The 20,837-nt window shown below is 65.0% G+C and carries 18 protein-coding genes; 7 read left to right on the top strand and 11 right to left on the bottom strand.

The window, feature by feature from the left end; translation table 11 throughout:
• Positions 1–87: 87 nt before the first annotated feature.
• From G513_RS0100845 to mhpD, 6 genes are read left to right on the top strand one after another with little or no spacing between them, the layout of a single operon-like run.
• Positions 88–993, top strand: a complete 906-nt coding sequence (locus tag G513_RS0100845; protein ID WP_022974929.1) for a VOC family protein — start codon at positions 88–90, stop codon at positions 991–993.
• Positions 990–1,751 (top strand): SDR family NAD(P)-dependent oxidoreductase, encoded by a 762-nt coding sequence (locus G513_RS0100850; protein WP_022974930.1) that lies wholly within the window; start codon positions 990–992, stop codon positions 1,749–1,751. The genes G513_RS0100845 and G513_RS0100850 overlap by 4 nt, the downstream gene beginning before the upstream one ends.
• A gap of 33 nt (positions 1,752–1,784) precedes the next feature.
• Complete coding sequence (locus G513_RS0100855; RefSeq protein ID WP_022974931.1) at positions 1,785–2,099, top strand: Rieske (2Fe-2S) protein; 315 nt, start codon at positions 1,785–1,787, stop codon at positions 2,097–2,099.
• On the top strand, positions 2,086–2,817 hold the full coding sequence (locus tag G513_RS20635) for a TetR/AcrR family transcriptional regulator (protein WP_022974932.1): 732 nt from the start codon (positions 2,086–2,088) through the stop codon (positions 2,815–2,817). The genes G513_RS0100855 and G513_RS20635 overlap by 14 nt, the downstream gene beginning before the upstream one ends.
• Positions 2,814–3,674: an alpha/beta fold hydrolase gene (locus G513_RS0100865; protein WP_022974933.1), complete on the top strand. Its 861-nt coding sequence runs from the start codon at positions 2,814–2,816 to the stop codon at positions 3,672–3,674. Before G513_RS20635 ends, G513_RS0100865 begins: the two co-directional genes overlap by 4 nt.
• A gap of 5 nt (positions 3,675–3,679) precedes the next feature.
• Positions 3,680–4,462: a 2-keto-4-pentenoate hydratase gene (mhpD, locus tag G513_RS0100870; protein ID WP_022974934.1), complete on the top strand. Its 783-nt coding sequence runs from the start codon at positions 3,680–3,682 to the stop codon at positions 4,460–4,462.
• Between the two features lie 24 nt (positions 4,463–4,486).
• On the opposite strand, the gene G513_RS24520 is transcribed toward mhpD, so the two are convergent.
• The 8 genes from G513_RS24520 to G513_RS20660 all read right to left on the bottom strand — a co-directional run bounded on the left by G513_RS24520 (position 4,487) and on the right by G513_RS20660 (position 17,774).
• The gene (locus tag G513_RS24520; protein ID WP_022974935.1) at positions 4,487–5,287 is read right to left on the bottom strand and encodes an ADYC domain-containing protein; all 801 of its coding nucleotides are present in this window, start codon (positions 5,285–5,287) and stop codon (positions 4,487–4,489) included.
• Between the two features lie 280 nt (positions 5,288–5,567).
• Complete coding sequence (locus tag G513_RS0100880; RefSeq protein ID WP_022974936.1) at positions 5,568–5,837, bottom strand: hypothetical protein; 270 nt, start codon at positions 5,835–5,837, stop codon at positions 5,568–5,570.
• Positions 5,838–6,143: 306 nt separating this feature from the next.
• Positions 6,144–8,906 (bottom strand): protein kinase domain-containing protein, encoded by a 2,763-nt coding sequence (locus G513_RS24525; RefSeq protein ID WP_169560476.1) that lies wholly within the window; start codon positions 8,904–8,906, stop codon positions 6,144–6,146.
• Between the two features lie 185 nt (positions 8,907–9,091).
• Positions 9,092–9,391, bottom strand: coding sequence for a hypothetical protein (locus tag G513_RS0100890; RefSeq protein WP_022974938.1), 300 nt, complete (start codon positions 9,389–9,391; stop codon positions 9,092–9,094).
• A gap of 371 nt (positions 9,392–9,762) precedes the next feature.
• Positions 9,763–12,504, bottom strand: a complete 2,742-nt coding sequence (locus G513_RS24530) for a protein kinase domain-containing protein (protein WP_022974939.1) — start codon at positions 12,502–12,504, stop codon at positions 9,763–9,765.
• Positions 12,505–12,684: 180 nt separating this feature from the next.
• Complete coding sequence (locus G513_RS0100900; RefSeq protein WP_022974940.1) at positions 12,685–12,984, bottom strand: hypothetical protein; 300 nt, start codon at positions 12,982–12,984, stop codon at positions 12,685–12,687.
• 283 nt (positions 12,985–13,267) lie between these two features.
• A complete protein-coding gene (locus tag G513_RS24535) occupies positions 13,268–16,042 on the bottom strand; it encodes a protein kinase domain-containing protein (protein ID WP_022974941.1) in 2,775 nt (924 codons plus the stop codon).
• 88 nt (positions 16,043–16,130) lie between these two features.
• Positions 16,131–17,774 (bottom strand): cytochrome P450, encoded by a 1,644-nt coding sequence (locus tag G513_RS20660; protein ID WP_022974942.1) that lies wholly within the window; start codon positions 17,772–17,774, stop codon positions 16,131–16,133.
• Positions 17,775–17,874: 100 nt separating this feature from the next.
• Here G513_RS20660 and G513_RS24540 point away from each other — a divergent pair, with 100 nt between their 5' ends.
• On the top strand, positions 17,875–18,528 hold the full coding sequence (locus G513_RS24540) for a winged helix DNA-binding protein (RefSeq protein ID WP_169560477.1): 654 nt from the start codon (positions 17,875–17,877) through the stop codon (positions 18,526–18,528).
• A 12-nt stretch (positions 18,529–18,540) separates the two neighbouring features.
• On the opposite strand, the gene G513_RS0100920 is transcribed toward G513_RS24540, so the two are convergent.
• The 3 genes from G513_RS0100920 to G513_RS0100930 are packed head-to-tail and all read right to left on the bottom strand — an operon-like array spanning position 18,541 to position 20,727.
• On the bottom strand, positions 18,541–18,981 hold the full coding sequence (locus tag G513_RS0100920) for a PaaI family thioesterase (protein ID WP_022974944.1): 441 nt from the start codon (positions 18,979–18,981) through the stop codon (positions 18,541–18,543).
• Positions 18,978–19,442, bottom strand: a complete 465-nt coding sequence (locus tag G513_RS0100925) for a PaaI family thioesterase (protein WP_022974945.1) — start codon at positions 19,440–19,442, stop codon at positions 18,978–18,980. The genes G513_RS0100920 and G513_RS0100925 overlap by 4 nt, the downstream gene beginning before the upstream one ends.
• A gap of 49 nt (positions 19,443–19,491) precedes the next feature.
• Positions 19,492–20,727, bottom strand: a complete 1,236-nt coding sequence (locus tag G513_RS0100930; RefSeq protein ID WP_022974946.1) for an AMP-binding protein — start codon at positions 20,725–20,727, stop codon at positions 19,492–19,494.
• Positions 20,728–20,837: the final 110 nt, after the last annotated feature.

Below are 20,837 nucleotides of genomic sequence, written 5' to 3' on the forward strand. Positions count from 1 at the left end.
GTCACGCACGCTCCGCTTTCTGCGCTCCGGGCTGCACCTACCTGCCGTCGCTCGCGACGGTTCCTGACCACGTCTGAGGCGCGCTCGATGACCATCCCCTTCCGCTACCGCCGCCTCGGCTACGTCGCGCTGAACGTCACCGATCTGGCGCGCAGCACCACGTTCTATCGCGATCTGGTCGGCCTCGATGTCAGTGATGCCACCGAACAACGGGTGGCGCTGCGTTGCGCGCGCGATCACCACGCGGTGCTGCTCTATCCGGCGGCAGCGCCTGGCTTGAAGCGGATCGGCTTCGAACTGGAGTCGTCTGCCGATCTCGCCAAGGCACGGACTTATCTGACCGAGCAGGGCTATGCGATCGAGGACGTTTCGGCCGATGAGCTGAAGGATCTGCGCACGGTCGCTGCACTCCGCTTTCGGCTGCCGGACAGCGGCCTGTGCATCGAATACTTCGTGCAGATGATGCACATGGCCACGCCGTTCGAAGCGCGCCTGACCAGGATCGAGCGGCTGGGTCATGTGGTGATCAACACCAGCAGCTTCGACACCATGCTCGGCGCGTTCCGCGACCAGCTCGGCTTCAAGGTGTCGGATTTCGTGCCGGGCTTCGCCGCGTTCCTGCGCGCCTGGCCGAATCCGCTGCATCACTCGCTGGCGGTGCTGACCGGGCCGGATCATCACCTGAATCACGTCAATTTCATGGTCAGCGATATCGACGACATCGGCCGCGCGATGAACCGCATGAAGGCGGCCAACGTCGAGATCGTCTTCGGCCCGGGGCGGCATCAGCCGTCGGAAAGCATCTTCCTGTACTTCCTCGATCCGGACGGCATGACCGTCGAATACAGCTTCGGCATGGAATGCTTCCCGGAAGACGGCGCTCGCGAAGCGCGGCTGCTGGAACCCGCACCGAAGACGCTCGATACCTGGGGCAGTGTGCCGACGCCGGCCTTCGGCAAGATCGGCCAGATCGAACAGGGAATCGAAGCGTGAGCGGTCGCTTCGAAGGCCAGGTTGCCGTTGTCACCGGCGCCGGTCGCGGCATCGGCTATGCCTGCGCGGAGCGCTTTGCCAGCGAAGGCGCGAGCCTGGTCATCGGTGATCTCGACCAGGCGCAGGTCGATGCGGCGGTTGCCAAGCTGGCGAGCGAATTCGGGGTGAAGGTTGTCGGCGTTGCCGGTGACCTGTCCTTGCAGGAAGTGGCGGAACGAACTATCGGCGCAGCGAAAACCCACTTCGGCCGTCTCGACATCCTGGTCAACAACGCCGGCGGCGGCATCCTGCGGCCGTTCCTCGATCACACGCCGGACACCTTGCGCGCCACCATCGACCGCAATCTGTGGACCTGCATCTGGTGCTGCTGGTATGCATTGCCGCTGATGCGGGTGCAAGGCTTTGGCCGCATCGTCAACCTCGGTGCCGATTCGGTGCGCAACGGTCTGTTCGACCACGCCGCCTACAACGCGGCCAAGGGCGGCATGCACGGCATGACCACCGGCCTGGCGCGTGAGTACGCGCGCGAAGGCATCACCGTGAACACCGTGGCGCCCTGCGTCGTGCAGACTCCGCAGCTCGATGAAGTCGCCAAGCGCGATCCCGAACTGGTGCGCAAGGTCATCGATGTGGTGCCGATGGGCCGGCCCGGCACGATGGACGAAGTCGCGTCGATGGTCGCCTATCTGGCCAGCCGCGAAGCGGCGTTCGTCACCGGTCAGGTGATCAGCGTCAACGGCGGCACGACGATGCTCTGATGCTGTGCACTTCTTTCATCACGTTCTGAACTCATGACCAACACCCTGGCCACCATTACGGAATCCGAACTGCTCGACGGCGAGATGAAGAGCGCCTTCCTGCCCGATGGCACGCGCATCGCGCTGTTCCATATCAACGGCGGCTTCTACGCGACGCAGGACACCTGCACGCACGAGAACGCTTCGCTGAACGACGAAGGCACAGTCGATGGTGATCGGGTGACGTGCACCTGGCACTACTGCGAGTTCTCGATCGTCACCGGCGAAGCCCTGAACTCGCCGTGCAGCGAGCCGCTGCGCACCTTCCCGGTCAGAGTGATCGACGGTGTGCTCCATGTCGATTACTGAAAAGATGCTGAAGCTGCGCAAGCCGCGTGCGACTGCTGCGCCGGCCGAGAAGGCGGTGCGAGCACCTGCAGTACGTCGTCGTACCCAGACCGAACGCTCGGACGAAATGCGCATGCGGCTGGTCGAAGCCTCGGCGATCGTGCTGCGCCGCAAGGGTTATGCGGGCTTGCGCACCGATGAAGTGGCACGGGTCGCCAAGGTATCCAGAGGCGCGCTGCAGCACCATTTCCCGAGCAAGGACAGCCTGGTCGTCGCCACTGCCGAACATCTGCTGCAGACCAGCCTGGCCCGTGGCCAGCGCCGCGCCAGCACGGCCGAGGCAGTCGACGATCCGATCGCAGCGATCATCGAGGACGGACTCGAATTCTTCCTCGGTGCCGATTTCACCGTGGTGCTCGATCTGGTGCTCGCCGGCAGCAAGAGCCGCGCGATGCGCGATCGCATCTACGAGCATGCGAAGACCAATCGCCTCGGCGTCGAGGACGCCTGGCTGGCGCTGCTGGTCGCCAAGGGCGTGCCGGTGGACAAGGCCGAAAAAGTGCTGTGGCTGACCATCAGCGTGATCCGCGGCTTCGCCGTGCGCGCGCTGTGGCAGCAGGACGACGCTCTGTTCCGCAGCCTGCTCGACGAATGGAAGCTGATCATCGTCGGCCATTTGCAGAACCTCACCAACAAGACTGGCGACAAGAACCCAACCGCATCCGGAGCAAAAAAATGAGCCTGTGGAATGATTTTGTGGGGGCGGAAATCCGTTATGTCGATACGCCGACCTACGGCCGCATCCGCGTCGCCGAAGCGGGCCCCAAGGGTGCGCCCGTGATCCTGTTCCAGCACGGCATCGGCGGTCATCTGGAGGCGTACTGCAAGAACCTGGTCGCGCTGTCCGACGAGTTCCGCTGCATCGCGTTCGACTACGTGGGCCACGCGCTGTCGAACCGCATGGTCATGGAGTACACGCCGCCGGTGCTCGCCGAGCAGGTTCGCGAATTGATGGACGCGATGGGTGTCGATTGCGCCCATCTGTCCGGCGAATCGCTGGGCGGCTGGGTGTCCGGCTTTTTCGCGGTGAAGTATCCGCAGCGGGTGCTGAAGCTGATGCTGAACACCGGCGCCGGCATTCCGATCGTTTCGGAGAAAGGCCGCGCCGACATGCTCGACCTGATGGAGCGCTCGAAGAAGGCGGCCGGCCTTGCGCCGACCTTCGAGATGGTCAAGCACCGCATCGAATGGCTGATCCATCCGAACAACCACGCGCGTCTGGTCACCGACGAACTGGTCAACTTGCGCCTGCGCTACTACCTGATGCCGGAAGGTCGTGAAGTGACACCGATGGTCAACCGCATGCTGCCGCGCCACGACGAATTCCTGGTGCCGCTCGAAGCGATCAAGGCGGAGACCCTGCTGCTGTGGACGCGCGACAACCCGATCCATGATCTGGAATGCGCGCGCGCTGCCCATTCCCGCATTCCGAACTCGACGCTGTACGTGATGGAGGCCGACGCCGCCCACTGGCCGCAGTACGAAGATCCGGAAGAGTTCAACCGCGTGGCTCGCGCGTTCTTCGCCGGTCGCTGAACACGATGAGCGACTCTCTTCATCTCGGTATCGCCCAGCGCCTGCGTGCGGCCTACCGTACCGGCGAGCCTGTGGCGCCGATCCGCGATCTGCTCGCTCCCGGCGATGTTGCTGCCGCCTACGCGATCCAGGAACTGAACACCGAAAGCTGGCTGGGCTCCGGCCGTCGCCTGGTCGGCCGCAAGATCGGCCTGACCTCGGTCGCGGTGCAGAAACAGCTCGGCGTCGATCAGCCCGACTTCGGCATGCTGTTCGCCGACATGGCGGTCTGCGATGGCAAACCGGTGGCGCCGGGCCGCGTGCTGCAGGCCAAGGTCGAGGCCGAGATCGCCTTCGTGCTCGAACGTGATCTGACCGTCGAGCAGGCCACGGTCGCCGATCTGATGCGCTCGATTGCTTACGCGACTGCCGCCATCGAAATCGTCGGCAGCCGGATCGCCAACTGGGACATCCGCCTGGTCGATACCGTGGCCGACAACGCATCGAGCGGACTGTTCGTGCTCGGCAACACGCCGTATCGACTGGCCGGGCTCGATCTGCGTGTCTGCACGATGCAGATGACACGTGGCGAAGAAACCGTATCGACCGGCGTTGGCCACGCCTGTCTCGGCCATCCACTGAATGCAGCCTTGTGGCTGGCGCGGAAGATGGTTGAAGTCGGCCGGCCGCTGCAGGCCGGCGACATCATCCTGTCCGGCGCACTCGGGCCGATGGTGGCTGCCAAGTCTGGTGAAATATTCGAGGCCCAGATCGATGGGCTCGGTTCGGTGCGCGCCGCCTTCGCGTAGGGCCGCCCTGGGAATCGCGGTGGCTTATTGCTCGGCCCCCAGCTTCGAACGATTGAACAGCAGCGCCCCCAGCCTGGCCGCTGCGTCTTCGGTACAAGGCGCCGCCAATCGCGGAACCGCTTTCCACAGGGCTTCCGTGGTGATCACATCGGCCCAGCGGGTGTGCGCCACGCAGACCGCACCCGTCGGTGACCAGCCGGCTTCGAAGCCGAAGCTCGGATCGGCCTTCGATTCGGATGACTGAATGCCGATGCGGTCGTAGACATCGATGTTGGTGCCGTTCTTGGTATGCGGCTCGCCGTCGCCGGCGTAATCCGCGCGCACCATGTGAACGCAGGCGGCGTGATACGGCGTCAGGTCTTCGCCTTTGGGGCCGAGCGCCCAGGGTTTGTAGCCGAAGCGGATGCACTTGCCGACCGCACCCGAAGCACAGGTCAGCGTGATCGCGCCCTCGCGGCCGGGGTGATGCTCCGGCAGGCTGATCGGAAAGCCCCAGGTCTCGCCGTAGAAGTTTGGCTGGCAGGCCGGCTGCCATTCGCCCTTGTCGTTCTGCACCTGGAACTCGTGACGCAGGATGTCCGGGTCCTGCGGGTCCGGCTTGATCGAGGCGAGCTTGATCGACGCCAGCTTGCCGCCCTCGATGCCCATGTGCACGACCGCCCCTTGCATCTGCTGACCCCTCAACACCCGGCCATCGGCCAGCTTCAGCACGAAGGCGGTGTGCTCGGCGCTCATGTCCGGTGCGGTCACTGTCTGTGGCGCTGCCTGGGCGGCTAAGGCCAGCAGCATCAGCAAGGAGCAGTGGCGCAGAGGATTGAAGTTCATGAGGCGCTCATCAAGGATCGTAGGTCGGTTCAAGGCCACGCAATGCGGCTTGAGTACAACAACAATGTCACCCGGCCGGAACCGAATAGGCAACCGTACCGTCGCCGCCTTTTCCGGATGGCGCGCCAGATCCGCTCCACACGCATGACGCCGCGGGCTTGAGCGACCTGCAGACGTCGGGAGCAGGTCGGTTCAAGCGAAGCGGAACCGGCAGGCACCGCCTCAACGAGAAAGCCCGTCGGCAGGCCGACGGGCTTTTGAGGGTAGGGCCGCGCAGGTTTTATTCCGGCAGCGTGACGGCGACAACGGTGCCGGCTTCGATGCCGGTATTGAAAGTACCGTTGAGGTAAAAGCCGTTCTGTTTCCTGCCATTCAAGACGAAGCCGTTCAGGACGAAGCCATTAATCTGGATGCCGTTGATCTGGATGCCATTGATCTGAATGCCATTGATTTGAATGCCGTTCGCCCTCATGCCAGCCTCGGCAGAGAAGGAAGCGATGGCGGCGGTGGCAAGGCAGAGGGCGGCGGCGAGGGTCTTGAAGGTCTTCATGGTGAGGCTCCGGTAGGGTGTTGCGAGGGCGGTTGTGTGCCGGTTCAGCCCGGCGACGAGACGAACTTTCTGCCTCGGCCCCCAGAACATCCTCTTGTCTCGTTGAAGACATTCCAATTTCTTGCACACTTTTATCAAATCCATATAAATCAATTTCTTGCGGAATCATTTGAAGACCGCTTACCGCTTTGCAGGCGGTCAGTCTGGCGCAGGCCGGTTCAAACGAAGCGGAATCGACAACTCGCCGAGGGCCGAAAGCCCGGCCGCGCCGCACGCGAAGGGACGCGGTTTGAGCCGACCCGCGGGCTACTTCAGCAGTGCCTCGGCCTGCCGGGTTCTCGGATCGTCCGGCCCGAGGGCGGCAAGCAGGATGGCGTGGCCGGATTTCAGCAGCGGCCCGGCTTCCTCTGGGTTTCCCCGGACTTGCAGGAACTGGCCAAGCAGGAACTCATCCCAGCCCACCAGCCATTCGCCCTGGGTCATCGCAGACCTGGCTTCATCGAGGTTCTGCCGCAGCAGGCGCTCGGCGATGCTGTTGTCCTTCAGCAACTGGCTGATCTGGGCCAGCTTCTCTCGCAGGCGCAGGGTTTCGTAGCCGGTGGGTTTCTGCTTCGGCTCGATCCGCGCCAGCGCCTCGCGGATGACGGTCTGCGCTTCAGGCAGGCGCCCGAGTTGAATCAGCGTGGTGGCGAGATCGAGGGCGACCGGGCTGTAGTCGATGGCCCGCAAGGCATCGCCCCGCTTCTGCCAGAGAGCCAGCAGGTCTCGTTGTTCGGGGAGTGCAGCCTCGGCATGACCGAGCAGGAAGTTGGCACGGGCGCGGCTTCGGTGGTCGATCAGGGTCAGCCGATTCTCCGGGCCGTAAATTCGAAGATCCCGGGACAGATACTTTTCGATCAGTGGCAGGGCTTCTTCGGCCAGTCCGACGCCCAGCATCGAGCTGACGAGCACGCCATTGCTCTGCGTCATCCACAGGCTGTCTTCGCCGTAGATCCGCCGCAGCCCCGCGTTCGCCGTACGCAGCATCGGCAGTGCTTCGGCGTGCCGCTCGACATGACCCAGCATGATCCCCCGGTAGAGCAGCATGCGCAGCGTGACCAGACTGTCCGGGCCGAAGCGCGCCTGAGCATCGCGATAGAGGCGGTCGATGGTCGGATCGCAACGATTGACGAACATCGCGAAATAGCCCGAGACGCAGCGCAGGATCGCAACCGAGCCCGCAGCGTCGGCCGCGATCTCGGGATGCGGAGTTCCGGCCGCTTTCTCCACGTCGGCAATCCGTTGCGACCAGATCAGCAGGTTGGGTACGTCGAGCTGATTGATATACATCTCCCGCAAGGCAGTCCGCGCCGCCTGGGTTTCATCGGCAGCCTCGCCCTGCTGGGCTGACAATTCCTTCTCGGCGATGGTCAGAAGCCGCTGCGCCGGCTCGCTTTCGCCCATCGCGGCGTAGGCGCTGCCGATCACCCGGGCCAGCGTGGCATGCACTGCGGGCTGTTCCTTGAACTGCTGGTCGAGTTGCTGCTGCGCCCGGTCGAGCACCTCGCGCATGGTCACGTCGCGACGGCCGGCGATGACCGGGTTGGCGGCGCTGAGCAGATCGTCGGTCATGAACGCGGTGACGGCGGCTGATTCCCTTGCCGCCGCGGTGGCTTTCTTTTCCGCGGCGCGCGCGCCGAGAAACTGCCAGAAGCTCAGGCCCATGCCGACCACGGCAACGGCTGCCAGCGCCATCCACAAGCTGCGCCGGGCGCGGGCGCGATCGAGCGCGGCCTTCGTTTTTTCAGCTTCGGCTGCGGCGGCCTGTTCACGCATTCTTGTCTCGCGCCGCGCCGGCAAGCTGCGCAGGCGCAGGGCGAGGGCCGCAGCATCGGCCAGCCGTTGCTGCGGATCGCCGGAGGCCGCGTCGCCGATATCCTCGATCAGCAGCGGATCGTCGATCCGTCGTTCCCAGCCTGGTGATAACGGCCGGCGCAGATCGCCGACAACGAGCTGATAGAGCACCACGCCGAGCGCGTAGACATCCGAGCGGATGGTCGGCGGGCTGCCGTCGAGCAGTTCCGGTGCCAGGTACTGCGGTGTGCCGCTGCTGGCGTCGACGAGGGTCTGGGTGAAGCCGAGCTGGGCGATGTCCAGCGAGCGCAGGCGGTCGCGATCGATCAGGCGGGCGCTGCCGAAATCGGAGAGCTTCACTTGCAGCGGCGCGGATGTGCCCTCCGGCTTGCTGCTCGCATGCAACAGCAGATTGGAAGGCTTCAGATCCTTGTGCAGCACGCCAACGGAATGGGCGGCTGCCAGGGCATCGGCGGCCTGCGCCAGCAGTTCCAGGCGCTGATCCAGCGGCATCGTGCCGATGCCGTGGGTATCGGCCCAATCGCTGAGACTGCCCTGGTTGCACCAGTCGGTGGCGATGAAATACGGCGCTTCGTCGAGATTCCAGTCCAGCACTCTCACCAGATCGGGCCGCTCGCCCAGGCTCTGACGCATCAGCTGCGACAGGGTGATCTCGCGCTTCAGTGCCGTGAGCGCCAGCCGGTCCCGCGCGAACTTGAAGACGCGATTTTCACGCGTCGACGAGGCCATGCCCAGCCAGACGTCGCCGCCACCGCCGGCACCCAGCCGCGTTCGCAGAACCCAGCCGCTACGGAATGGCAGCGGATCACCGTCCTTGAAATCGAGTGCCGGCTCGGGTGCCGGCAGGCTGGCGATACGGGCGTCCTCGCGCAGCACTTCGGCCATGAACCGGTAGCCGTAGCCGTAGACGGCCTTGATCAGCGTCTGCGACTGCTCGTCGCCAAGTGCCATGCGCAGCTTGCCCATGGCATTGGTCAGGCTGGAGTCGGAAACGATACGGCCGGGCCAGACCGCCTCGAACAATTCTTCCTTGGTGATGACTTCGCCGGGGTTGCGGACGAAATGCATCAGGATCTCGGTCGGTTTGCGTGGCAACTCGATCACCGCACCACCGACGCTGACCTCCATCGTCCGCTCGTCGAGCACCACCTCGCCGAAACGCCAGCGTGGAGCGTCTTCTTTCCCTGCCCGCCTTGACTCGGTTTTCTGGCCCACGCGCTCGCTGTAATGAAGGACAGGCGCGGGATCATCGAACGCGGTTACGGCGGCGGTCAATGGTGGCCGGGTTGGTGTCGAAGGTCCCCTCAGGGTGGTTCAAGCGAACCGGAATCGACAGGTGCCGCACCAGAGAAAAAGCCCGTCGGCAGGCCGACGGGCTTTTGAGGGCAGCTCGCGCGGGTTTATTCCGGCAGCGTCACGGCGACGACGGTGCCGGCTTCGATACCGGTGGTGGTGGTGCCATTCAGCACGAGGCCATTCAGCACGAGGCCATTCAGCACGATGCCATTCAGGTTCAGGCCGTTGATGACAAAGCCATTCAGAACGATGCCATTCAGAACGATGCCATTCAGGACGATGCCATTCAGGTTCAGACCGTTGATGACAAAGCCATTCAGCTTCATGCCAGCCTCGGCGGAAACGGAAGTAAAGGCGGCGGTGGCGAGGCAGAGGGCGGCGGCGAGGGTCTTGAAGGTCTTCATGGTGAGGCTCCGGTAGGGTGTTGCGAGAGTGTTTCGAGAGAGGTTCAGTGCCGGTGCTGCCCGGCGACGAAACGAACTTTGAGCGCGACCCGCCGCAACAACCTGTCATCCGCTAAACATCATTTAAACATCTCATACACCGTTTCTGATTTCATATGAATCAATGAGTTGCCATCATTTTTCAACTGCTGGGAGCCGGCCAGATCCGGTTCCCAGCGAGGTTTTCGCCGTTTGAAGTTCCCGTGAACACGGAATTCCCTGCGGTGTGTGCAGGTCGGTTCAAGCGAAGTGGAACCGACAGCGCGCTTGCGGCGATTGATCGGGCCGTGCTTGTCGGCTCCGCCCGCAGAAGGAGGCAGGCCCGAGCCGTCCTACTTCAGCAGCGCTTCGGCCTGCCGAGTTCGTGGGTCGTCCGGCCCGAGGGCGGCGAGCAGGACGGCACGGCCGGATTTCAGCAGCGGGCCGGCTTCGTCCTGGTTTCCCCGGTCGTGCAGAAACTGGCCAAGCAGGAACTCGTCCCAGCCCAGCAGCCACTCACCTCGCGTCATCGCGGCCCGGGCCTCGTCGAGGTTCTGCCGCAGCAGGCGTTCGGCGGTGGCGTCGTCCTTCAGCAATTGGCTGATCTGAGCCAGTTGTTCACGCAGCCGCAGGGTTTCGTAGCCGGTGGGCTTCTGCTTCGGCTCGATCCTAGCCAGCGCGTCACTGACAACCGTCTGCGCTTCGAGCAGGCGATCAAGTTGAATCAGCGTATCCGCAAGGTCGGTCACGACCGGTCGATAATCCTGGGCGCGCAGGGCGTCTCCCTTCTTAAGCCACAGTGCCTGCACCTCCCGTTGTTCAGCGAGCGCTGCCTCCTTATGACCCAGCAGGAAGTTGGCGCGGCTGTGGCGTCGCCGGCCGATCAGGCAAACCCGATGCTCGGGGCCGTAAATCCGCAGGTCTCGGACGAGGTATTTGTCGATTTGCGGCAGCGCTTCTTCCGCCAGACCGACTCCCAGCATTGCGGTGAGGAGCACGCCATCACTCTGGGTCATCCACAGGCTGTCCTCGCCGTAGATTCGGCGCAGGCCTTCGTTCGCCGTGCGCAGCATGGGCAGTGATTCGGCATCCCGCTCGTTGTAACCGAGCAGAATCCCTCGGTAGAGCAGCAGGCGCAGCGTGGCCAGACTGTCCGGACCGAAGCGCGCCAGGGCATCGCGATATAGGCGGTCGAGTGTCGGGTCGCAGCGGTTGACGAAAATCGAGAAATAGCCGGCACTGCATTGCAGGGTTGCGACCAATCCCGCCGCATCGGCCGCGATTTCTGGATGCGGGGTGCCCGCAGCCTGCTCGACGTCGGCGATCCTTTGCGACCATTTCATCAGGTTGGGAAAGTCGAGCTGGTTGATATACATCTCCCGCAAGGCGGTCCTTGCCGCCTGGGTTTCATCGGCAGCCTCGCCTTGCTGGGCCGACAGTTCCTTCTCGGCGATGGTCAGCAGCCGCAGCGCCGGCTCGCTATCGCCCATGGCGGCATAGGCGCTGCCGATCACGCGCGCCAGGGTGGCATGCACGGCGGGCTGTTCCTTGAATTCCTGATCGAGTTGCTGCTGTGCCCGGTCGAGCACTTCGCGCATCGTCACATCGCGGCGACCGGCGATGACCGGATTGGCGGCGCTGAGCAGATCGTCGGTCATGAACGCGGTGACGGCGTTGGCGCGCCGGGCCTCGCTGCGTGCCTGGGTCAGGAAATATCCGGTGATGGCGAGGCCGAGCACCAGACTGGCGGCCAGAGCCAGCAGCAGACCCCGGCGGGCGCTGGCGCGATCAAGTGCGGTCTTGATTCTTGCCGCCTCGGCAGCAGCGGCCTGCGCCTGCGCCCGCGCATCGCGCCGCGCCGGCAAGCTGCGCAGGCGTTGGGCGAGGGCGGCGGCATCGGCCAGCCGATGCTGCGGATCGCCAGCGGCGGCAGCACCGATATCCTCGATCAGCAGGGGATCGTCGATGCGCCGCTCCCAGCCCGCCGACAACGGCCGGCGCAGATCGCCGACCACCAGCTGATAGAGCACCACGCCGAGCGCATAGACATCCGAGCGGATGGTCGGCGGGCAGCCGTCGAGCAGTTCCGGCGCCAGATACTGCGGTGTGCCGCTGCTGGCGTCGACCAGCGTCTGGGTGAAGCCGAGCTGGGCGATGTCCAGCGAGTGCAGGCGGTCGCGATCGATCAGGCGGGCGCTGCCGAAATCGGAGAGCTTCACTTGCAGCGGCGCGGATGTGCCCTCCGGCTTGCTGCTCGCATGCAACAGCAGATTGGAAGGTTTCAGATCCTTGTGCAGCACGCCAACGGAATGGGCGGCTGCCAGGGCATCGGCGGCCTGTGCCAGCAGTTCCAGGCGCTGATCCAGCGGCATGGTGCTGATGCCGTGGGTATCGGCCCAATCGCTGAGACTGCCCTGGTTGCACCAGTCGATGGCGACGAAATACGGCGCTTCGTCGAGATTCCAGTCGAGCACTCTGACCAGATCCGGCCGCTCGCCGAGGCTCTGACGCATCAGCTGCGACAGGGTGATCTCGCGCTTGAGTGCCGTGAGCGCCAGCCGATCCCGCGCGAACTTGAAGACGCGATTTTCACGCGTCGACGAGGCCATGCCCAGCCAGACGTCGCCGCCACCGCCGGCACCCAGCCGTGTGCGCAGGACCCAGCCGCTGCGGAACGGCAGCGGATCGCCGTCCTTGAAATCGAGCGCCGGCTCGGGTGCCGGCAGGCTGGCGATGCGGGCGTCCTCGCGCAGCACTTCGGCCATGAAGCGGTAGCCGTAGCCGTAGACCGACTTGATCAGTTCCTGGGCTTGTTCATCGCCCAGGGCAGTGCGCAGGCGGGTGATGGCATTGCTCAGGCTGGCATCCGAAACGATGCGGCCAGGCCAGACGGCTTCGAACAATTCCTCCTTGGTGATGACTTCGCCCGGGTTGCGGACGAAGTACATCAGCAGTTCGATGGGCTTGCGCGCCAGCTCGATCTTCTCGCCGCCGACGAGAACTTCCATCGTCCGCTCGTCGAGCACCACCTCGCCGAAACGCCAGCGGGGAGCGTCTTCCTTCGCTGGCTGATTCGGCTCGACTTTCTGACCCACGCGCGCTCCCTTTTTGGTGCGCGATCATCGAACGGGGCGGCGACGGTGGTCAATCGTGGTTTGGCTTGGTCGATCGCAACTGTTTCGCAGGGTTGGTTCAAGCGAAGCGAACCGACCTTCACCGCCCAAAGAAAAGCCCATCGGCAGGCCGACGGGCTTTGGGGGTACGCCGCGCAGGGTTTACTCCGGCAGCGTCACGGCGACAATGGTGCCGGCTTCGATGCCGACAACGGAAGTGCCATTCGGGAACAGGCCATTCGGGAACAGGCCGTTCGGGAACAGGCCGTTGGGAAACAGGCCATTGACGGTGAAGCCATTCATAGCCAGGCCATTCAAGGACAGGCCATTCAAGGACAGGCCATTCAAGGACAGGCCATTGAGCATGATGCCATTCGTCCTCATGCCAGCCTCGGCGGAGACGGAAGTGAAGGCGGCGGTGGCGAGGCAGAGGGCGGCGGCGAGGGTCTTGAGGTTGTTCATGGTCAATCTCCGGTAACTAAGGTGGGTTGCGAAGGTGGTGGTTGCGCCGGCCGGCTGATGGACTGGCCCGGCGACAGGACGAACTTTCTGCCTCGGCCGCAAAAACATCCTCGTGTTTCGCAAATTTGATTCTCATGACTTTCTCATTTCGCTCGAAGCCTTTGGAATCAAGGCCTTGCCAATGCAGATCGGATCAAGCGAAGTGGAACGGTTGGCGCGCAGGGTCTGTTGATCCGGCATTGCTGTCGGCTCCACCCGCGAAAAGCTGCCGGTTTGAGCCGACCTACGGGAGCAGGGCGGCGGCCTGGCGGGTTCGGGGGGCGTCCGGCCCGACAGCCGCGAGCAGGATGCTGTGGCCGGATTGGAGCAGCGCAGTGGCTTCGTCCCGGTTTCCCCGAGCCAGCAGGAACTGGCCGAGCAGGAACTCGTCCCAGCCCAGCAGCCATTCGCCGTGGGTCATGGCGGCCCGGGCCTGGTCCAAATTCAGCCGCAGCAGGCGCTCGGCCGTGCTGTCGTCCTTCAGCAACTCGCTGATATGCGCCAGCTGTTCGCGCAGCCGCAGGGTTTCGTAGCCGGTGGGTTTCTGCGTCGGCTCGATCCGCGCCAATGCCTCGCGGATCACGGTCTGTGCTTCGGGCAGGCGGTTCAGCTGAATCAGCGAGGCGGCAAGGTCGAGCGCGACCGGGCTGTAGTCCACGGCGCGCAAGGCATCGCCCTTCTTCAGCCAGATCGCCAGCAGGTCCTGCTGTTCGGCGAGTGCGGTCTCCGCATGACCCAGCAGGAAGTTGGCGCGGGCGCGGTACCGGTGTTCGACCAGGGCCTGCCGATGCTCGGGGCCGTAGATTCGCAGCTTGCGGGCGAGCTGCTGTTCGATCCGCGGCAGTGCTTCTTCGGCCAGACCGACTCCCAGCATGGCGGTGGCGAGCAGGCCCTCGCTTTGAGTCATCCACAGGCTGTCTTCGCCGTAGATCCGCCGAAAACCCTGGTTCGCCGCGCGCAGCAAGGGCAGCGCTTCGGCATACCGCTCGGTATAAGCCAGCATGGTGCCCCGGTAGGCCAGCAGGCGCAGGGTGGCCAGACTGTCCGGACCGAAGCGCGCCAGCGCATTGCGATAGAGACGGTCGGCGGTCGAATCACAGCGATTGACGAAAACCGAGAAATAGCCTGAGGTGCATTGGATGATCGCGACCGTCCCGGCAGCGTCCGCCGCGATCTCTGGATGCGGCGTCCCGGCTGCCTGCTCGACTTCCGCGATCCGCTGCGACCATTTCATGAGGTTTGGAAAATCGAGCTGATTGATATACATCTCCCGCAAGGCAGTCCGCGCCGCCTGGGTTTCGTCGGCAGCCTCGCCTTGCTGTATCGAGAGTTCCTTTTCGGCAATGGTCAGCAACCGCAGCGCCGGCTCGCTTTCGCCCATCGCGGCGTAGGCGCTGCCGATCACTCGTGCCAGCGTGGCGTGCACGCCGGGCTGGTCCTTGAACTGCTGATCGAGTTGCTGCTGTGCCTGGTCGAGCACCTCGCGCATGCTCACATCGCGGCGGCCGGCGACCACCGGGTTGGCGGCGCTGAGCAGATCGTCGGTCATGAAGGCGGTGACGGCGTTGGCGCGCCGGGCCTCCACCCTTGCCCGCTCCAGGAAAAACCCGGTGACGGCGAGGCCGAGTACCAGACTTGCCGCAAGCGCCATCCACAGGCTGCGCCGTGCGCGGCTTCGAGCCAGCGCGGTGCGCGTGCGCTCGGCTTCGGCCCGTGCGGCCTGCTCGCGCGCCAGTGCTTCGCGCCGTTCGGGCAAGGCGCGCAGGCGCGCGGCGAGTTGTGCGGCATCGGACAGCCGTCGTTGCGGATCGCCTGCCGCTGCGGCGGCAATGTCCTCGATCAGCAGCGGGTCTTCGATCCTTTGCTCCCAGCCGGCGGTGAGGGAGCGGCGCAGATCGCCTGCGACAAGCTGGTACAGCACCACGCCGAGCGCGTAGACATCGGACAGGATGGTCGGTGGGCTGCCTTCCAGCAGCTCCGGCGCGACATACATCGGCGTGCCGGTACTGGCGTCGATGACGATGGTCCGGCTGAAGCCGAGCTCGGCGATGTTCAGGGTATCGAGGCGATGGCGATCGATCAGGCGGGCGCTGCCGAAGTCGGATAGTTTCAGTTGCAGGGCTTCGCTGGCCGCGCCTGCCGGATCCGCCTTCGGCTTGATCCGGCCGGCTTCCGACTTGTGGAGCAGCAGATTCGAGGGCTTGATGTCCTTGTGCAGCACGCCGACCGTGTGCGCCGCAGCCAGTGCTTCGGCTGCCTGGGCGACCAGTTCGAGGCGCTGATCGAGCGGCATTGCGGTAATGCCACCGTGGGCCTCGGCCCAGTCGCTGAGGCTGCCTTCGCTGCAATGATCGATGGCGATGAAGTACGGCGCTTCGTCGAGATTCCAGTCGAGCACCCGCACCAGATCGGGCCGTTCGCCGAGGCTTTCGCGCATCAGGCGGCTCAGGGTGATCTCGCGCTTGAGCGCAGTGAGCGCCAGATGATCGCGCGCGAACTTGAAGACCCGGGTTTCTCGCGTGGACAAGGCCATGCCCAGCCAGGCATCGCCACCACCGCCGGCCCCGAGCCGTTGGCGCAGGACCCAGCCGCTGCGGAACGGCAGCGGATCGCCATCCTTGAAATTCAGCGCCGGCTCGGGCGCCGGCAGGCTGGCGATGCGGGCGTCCTCGCGAACGACCTTTCCCATGAAGCGATAGCCGTAACCGTAGACCGACTTGATCAGCTGCTGCTCATCCTCATCGCCCAGCGCCGTGCGCAGGCTGCGGACGGCATTGAACAGCGAGGTTTCGGAGACGATCCGCCCCGGCCAGACGGCGTTGAACAACTCGTCCTTGGTCACCACTTCGTTCGGATTGCGGACCAGGAACATCAGCAGTTCGAGCGGCTTGCGCGGCAGCTCGACCTTCACACTGCCGATGCTCAGCTCCATCGTCCGTTCATCGAGCACCACCTCCCCGAAACGCCAGCGGGGAGCGTCTTCCTTCGCTGGCTGATTCGGCTCGGCTTGCTGATCCACGGGTGCTCTGGGTGACCAAGGATGGGCCGCGGGATCATCGGACGCGGCTGAGGCCATGGTCAATGGCGGCCCTGCTCCGGCTCCCGGCTTATGCGACTTCCTCCGCCTGTGCTGTGAACGCCGCCACCGCTACGGCAGTGTTCATGAAATCACGGAAGCGCAGCCAGCGGCCGTTGCGCAAGGTGATGACGTGCACGAAGTCGGATTCGATCGTGCCGCCGGTGGCCTTGGCGGTCAGGCGCAGATGGCCGGTGACGATCACCTGATCGTTCTGGGCGATGAATTCCTCGGCATCGAATTGATGGATGTCGACCGAAGCCAGCACTGTCTCGAAGAAGCGTCGTGCTTCCTTGCGGCTGCGATAGTCGCCGGCGTAGGGGATCACCGAGGGGCCGTAGAACTCGATCCGCACCTCGTCGTCGAGCAGTTCGAGGATCGCCGGCACGTTGCCGCTGCCGAAGCGGACGAACACTTCCTTGACCTGGGCGATGTTGGCTTCTTCGAGCTTGCTGCGACGCTTGACCAGCCGCGCCGGAATCGAGGTGTGGCTGTGCTGCAGCAAGGTGGCGGTCTGCGGCACGGCCGGCGACGAACCGGGCTGCAGGCTCGCGTAGCGATCGAGCACGGCGTTCAGCAGGCATTCCACTTCGAGGTTGGCCAGCGGCGCGCCGAGGCAGTAGTGGATGCCGTGGCCGAAGCTCAGCTGGCCGCTGGCATTGGTGCGATCGAGGCGGAACTCGTAAGGCTCGGCGAATACCGCCGGATCGTGATTGGCGGCCGCGAAGAACAGCGCCACCCATTCGCCAGCCTTGATCGCCTTGCCACCGATCTCGACATCCTTCGTCACCTTGCGGAACAGGCGCTGCGGCGGGCCGGTGCGGCGCAGGGTTTCCGACTGGAAGCGGCCGATCAGGCTGCGATCGGCCTGCAGCTTTGCGTACAGCTCGGGGCGGCTGATCAGCACCTGCAGACAGTTGGTCGCGTAGTACATCGTCGTTTCGCTGCCGGCGACCACCAGGGTGAAGCAGAAGCGCCAGACCTCGTCGTGGCTCAGGCGCTTGCCGTCGGCTTCGGCGATCAGCAGGGCGTCGATCAGATCGTCGTTCGGCGCGGCACCGCCGGCAAGTCGCGCGGCGCGTTCGCTGACCGTCTGCTGGAAGTAGCCGACCATCTCGACATTGCTGGCGTTGCGTTCTTCGGCAGTCATCGCCGCCGACAGCATGAAGGCGTTCGACCAGAGCTGGAACTTCTCCGACATCGCCGGCGGCAGGCCGAGCAGACGCAGCATCAGCCGCGCCGGCAGGTGCGCGCAGACTTGGGCAACGACGTCGATCTCGCCATCCGGCAGCGCATCGAGCAGATCCTTGACCACCGCTTCGATGTCCGGCCGCAGCTCGCGGATGCGGCGCGGCGTGAATGCCAGGCTGACCAGCTTGCGCAGGCCGGCGTGCTCGGGATCGTCGTGGTTGACCAGCATCAGGGTCGGCGCGCCGGTGCCCTGCTGGAAGTTCGCGGACGAGAACGTCTGCGGATCACGAGCCGCCGCCAGCACATGCTCGTGCTTGAGCAGCGCCCAGGCCTGCAGCGGCGCGTCTTGCCCAGGCACGGTGCCCGGCGGCCAATCGGCATAGCCGGCGACCGGCGAATCGGCGCGCAGGGCATCGTAGGCGGGATAGGGATCGGCGATGATGGCCGGCGTCGCGAGATCGCGGGGATTGATGGTGAGGCTCATGGTCCTTCCTCCAGAAGCACGTTTTGATTTGATCGAGTTCTGACTCGATCTTGATTGTTGAATAGATGAAACTATGTCTCAAGGACACAATATGCGCACGGTGAGCGGGCGGTCAACAGGGGCGACGCCGGATGGCGAGGAGAGCGGCCGCAAGCCAGCCGCGAAAGCAGTCCGGAAATCAGCTGCGAAGCCGGCCGCAGCGTCGTCTGCAGCGGCTGCGGAATCGCCGGTATCGGACTCGGCGAAAGAGTTTCTCGACCTGTTCTATCCGGTGCACTACAAGGTCGGCATCGGCATCGAGGACGCGCTGCGCGGCGGCCGTCTCACCCGCCATCAGGTGGCGATCCTGTGGCTGATCCGCTCCGAAGGCGAAGGCGGGCGCAGCATTTCGCGCAAGGAGATCGAGCGCTCGATCACCCGCTGGTTCGAGCTGCGCAATTCGGCGATCTCGAAATCACTGCGGGCGATGGCGCGCGAGCCGCTGGGCTTGCTGGACATCCTAGAACACCCGACTTCCGGCCGTGAGCGTCAGGTGGTGCTGACCGCCAAGGGCGCGCGCGAGATCGAGCGCATGGTCGAACAGGGACGGCGCTTCATCCAGACCATGGTCGACCGGCTGGCTGCCGAGGAAGCTTCGCAGGGCGTGCATTTCCTCGGCAGGGTCAGCGCGATCATCGACCTGATCCAGCCGAAGACCCGCGTGGGCGCCAAGGTCAAGGCGGCGGTGAAGAAGCGCGCAGCCAGCAAGCGCTGAGCGCGTGTCGATTCAGTCGACCAGCACGAACTGCAGGGTCGCAGCGGCAATCGGCTGATCGGCGCGATCCTGCCAGGCCGTCGCCCGCACGTTGGCGAAACGCCGGCTGCGGGTGACGACAACGGCCGAAGCCTGCACATCGATCAGCCGGGCCGAGCGCAGATATTCGACGGTGCAGCTGAACAGCCGCGGCAGGCGCAGCGAACGCGTGGCCAGCATCAGCTGGACGCTCGCCGTGGTCTGCAGCAGCGAACCGATCGCGCCGCCGTGCAGCGCCGGCACTTTCGGATTGCCGACGATCTGTTCGGCGTACGGCAGGCGGACCCGCAGCTGCTCGTCGTCGACACTGAACTCGAAACCCATCTTGCGCAGATAGGGAATGCTCGCGAACAGCGGCTGCATGGCGTCGAGGCCATAGGAATTCACTGCCGTGTCGTTGCTCGTCGCGCTCATGCGGCGGCTCCGGCGGCCGGTTTCGCGCTGGGCGGAAACACCGCGAAGCTGCCGGTGGCGACGGCGACCGGATCGGTGCTGTCGCCGTCGTGGGCGATGGCCCGCACGGTCGCGACATGGTCGGTGATGGTCAGGCACCAGGCGTCGCAATGGATGTCCGCACCAGCCTTGGCGCGGCGCAGGAAATCGAGCCGCAGATCGAGCGTCGCGGTGCGGCGCAGATCATCCAGCTGGGTCAGCACCACCGAGCCCGCGGTGGCATCGAGCAGCACGGTCAGCGTGCCTTCGTGCATCTCGCCGGTTGCCGGATTGCCGACGAGGTCGGCCGAGTAGGGCAGATCGAACGACAGCTTGCCCGGCGAGCAATGGCTGACACGCATGCCCAGCGCTTCGTTGTGCGGCACGCGGGTGATGAAGAAATGCTGCTGCTCGTCGGCAGTCATGCTGAACACGGGATTCATCGGGCGGAGCGTTTGAGGATCAGGCGGCGATTTTACGTCGCGCCGGCGCTCAGGCTTCGATGGCGACCGGCGTCGGATCAATCAGCAGGCCGCCATCGGCCGTCACCGCGGCGCGTACGCCGCAGGCCACCCAGTCTTGCTGACGTACCACGGCGCTGGCATCCGGCTGCTGCCAGTAGCCGCGCAAGGTGGTCGGGCCTCGGGCGTACAGCTCGCCGAAAGCGCCGCGCGAAGCTTCGCGGCCATCGTCGGCAGCGACCCTGAGTTCGAGATAGGCGATCGGCTGGCCGACTGCTGCAGCCGCTGCGGAGACCGGCAGCGGCTGCAGGGTGGCGATGCCGCACAGCTCCGGCGTGCCCCAGGCCGTCATCAGCCGGGCGGCGGGGTAGCGCGCGGCGAGGGCGGGTGCCGCGCCGCTCAGACCAGGGCCGAACTGCAGGTCCAGCGTGCTGCGGACGATCAGGATCTGGCCGAGGCCGGCGAGCGGTGCAGCGTCGGCCGCTTCGCCCAGCAAGGCCTGCAGTGCCGGTGCGGTCAGCAGCAGATCGGTCACGCCGTGTTCGCTGATCGCGGCGCCAAGCCCGTGATCAGGATTAGCGAACACCTGGGCGCTGCCACGCAGCAGCAGGCTGCCGCTGAACACCAGATTCTCGGCGGCGGTCGCGGTGATCGCCTGCAGGCCGATGCCGGCATCGCGGAAGCTGCCTGCGGCCGCCAGCGCCAGACTGGCAAAGCACAGGCTGTGATGCGACAGCTGGCTGCCGAGCCAGCGGCCGTCGTCGGTGCGGTGGTAGCAGAGTGCGGCGGTGGCGTCGCCGCCGATGTCGCGATCGCGCATCGGATCGGCGGCGATGATCAGCGCGTCGTGGACCTTGGCGAGATCCGGGCAGGGGCCATCGCCGCAGAACACCATCGCGCGAATGTAGGTGCAGTGGTCGAACAGCGCTTCGGACTGCGCCGCGTAGCGATCGTCGAGCACCAGGATCGTGGCCTGGGAATCGTTGATCAGTGCGCACAGGCCATCGAAGGCGAGACGCGGATCGGCATGCGCGGCGATGCCGCCGGCCCAGGCGATCGCGTACTGCGTTTCCAGCACCCGGTCACTGTGCGCGGCAGCGATTGCGACGACATCTCCATTCGCCAGGCCGAGGCCGATCAGCGCATTGGCAAGGCAGGAAACGCGGCTTTCAAGCTGGCGGAAGGTCTTGCGTCGACCAGGGCCGATGGTGGCAATCGCGTCCGGATGCAGGTGAGCAGCGCGGCGCAGGGCATCGGTCAGTTTCATCAGGTAGGGTCTGTTAGCGGTTACTTTGGTCGCTGCGTTGCGAGTCAAAAAGCCGCCGGGCGAGGCGCGAACCGCAGGCCATAGCCACTTATGACCAAGGTTCGCAGCGA

The organism is Nevskia ramosa DSM 11499, assembly GCF_000420645.1.
Lineage (GTDB): Bacteria > Pseudomonadota > Gammaproteobacteria > Nevskiales > Nevskiaceae > Nevskia > Nevskia ramosa.

Excerpts from the sequence above, each read along its gene's own strand:
- G513_RS0100845 (WP_022974929.1), top strand. The coding sequence starts at position 88 with ATGACCATCCCCTTCCGCTACCGCCGCCTCGGCTACGTCGCGCTGAAC.
- G513_RS0100855 (WP_022974931.1), top strand. The coding sequence starts at position 1,785 with ATGACCAACACCCTGGCCACCATTACGGAATCCGAACTGCTCGACGGC.
- G513_RS20635 (WP_022974932.1), top strand. The coding sequence starts at position 2,086 with ATGTCGATTACTGAAAAGATGCTGAAGCTGCGCAAGCCGCGTGCGACT.
- G513_RS0100865 (WP_022974933.1), top strand. The coding sequence starts at position 2,814 with ATGAGCCTGTGGAATGATTTTGTGGGGGCGGAAATCCGTTATGTCGAT.
- mhpD (WP_022974934.1), top strand. The coding sequence starts at position 3,680 with ATGAGCGACTCTCTTCATCTCGGTATCGCCCAGCGCCTGCGTGCGGCC.
- G513_RS24520 (WP_022974935.1), bottom strand. The coding sequence starts at position 5,287 with ATGAACTTCAATCCTCTGCGCCACTGCTCCTTGCTGATGCTGCTGGCC.
- G513_RS0100880 (WP_022974936.1), bottom strand. The coding sequence starts at position 5,837 with ATGAAGACCTTCAAGACCCTCGCCGCCGCCCTCTGCCTTGCCACCGCC.
- G513_RS0100890 (WP_022974938.1), bottom strand. The coding sequence starts at position 9,391 with ATGAAGACCTTCAAGACCCTCGCCGCCGCCCTCTGCCTCGCCACCGCC.
- G513_RS0100900 (WP_022974940.1), bottom strand. The coding sequence starts at position 12,984 with ATGAACAACCTCAAGACCCTCGCCGCCGCCCTCTGCCTCGCCACCGCC.
- G513_RS20660 (WP_022974942.1), bottom strand. The coding sequence starts at position 17,774 with ATGAGCCTCACCATCAATCCCCGCGATCTCGCGACGCCGGCCATCATC.
- G513_RS0100920 (WP_022974944.1), bottom strand. The coding sequence starts at position 18,981 with ATGAGCGCGACGAGCAACGACACGGCAGTGAATTCCTATGGCCTCGAC.
- G513_RS0100925 (WP_022974945.1), bottom strand. The coding sequence starts at position 19,442 with ATGAATCCCGTGTTCAGCATGACTGCCGACGAGCAGCAGCATTTCTTC.
- G513_RS0100930 (WP_022974946.1), bottom strand. The coding sequence starts at position 20,727 with ATGAAACTGACCGATGCCCTGCGCCGCGCTGCTCACCTGCATCCGGAC.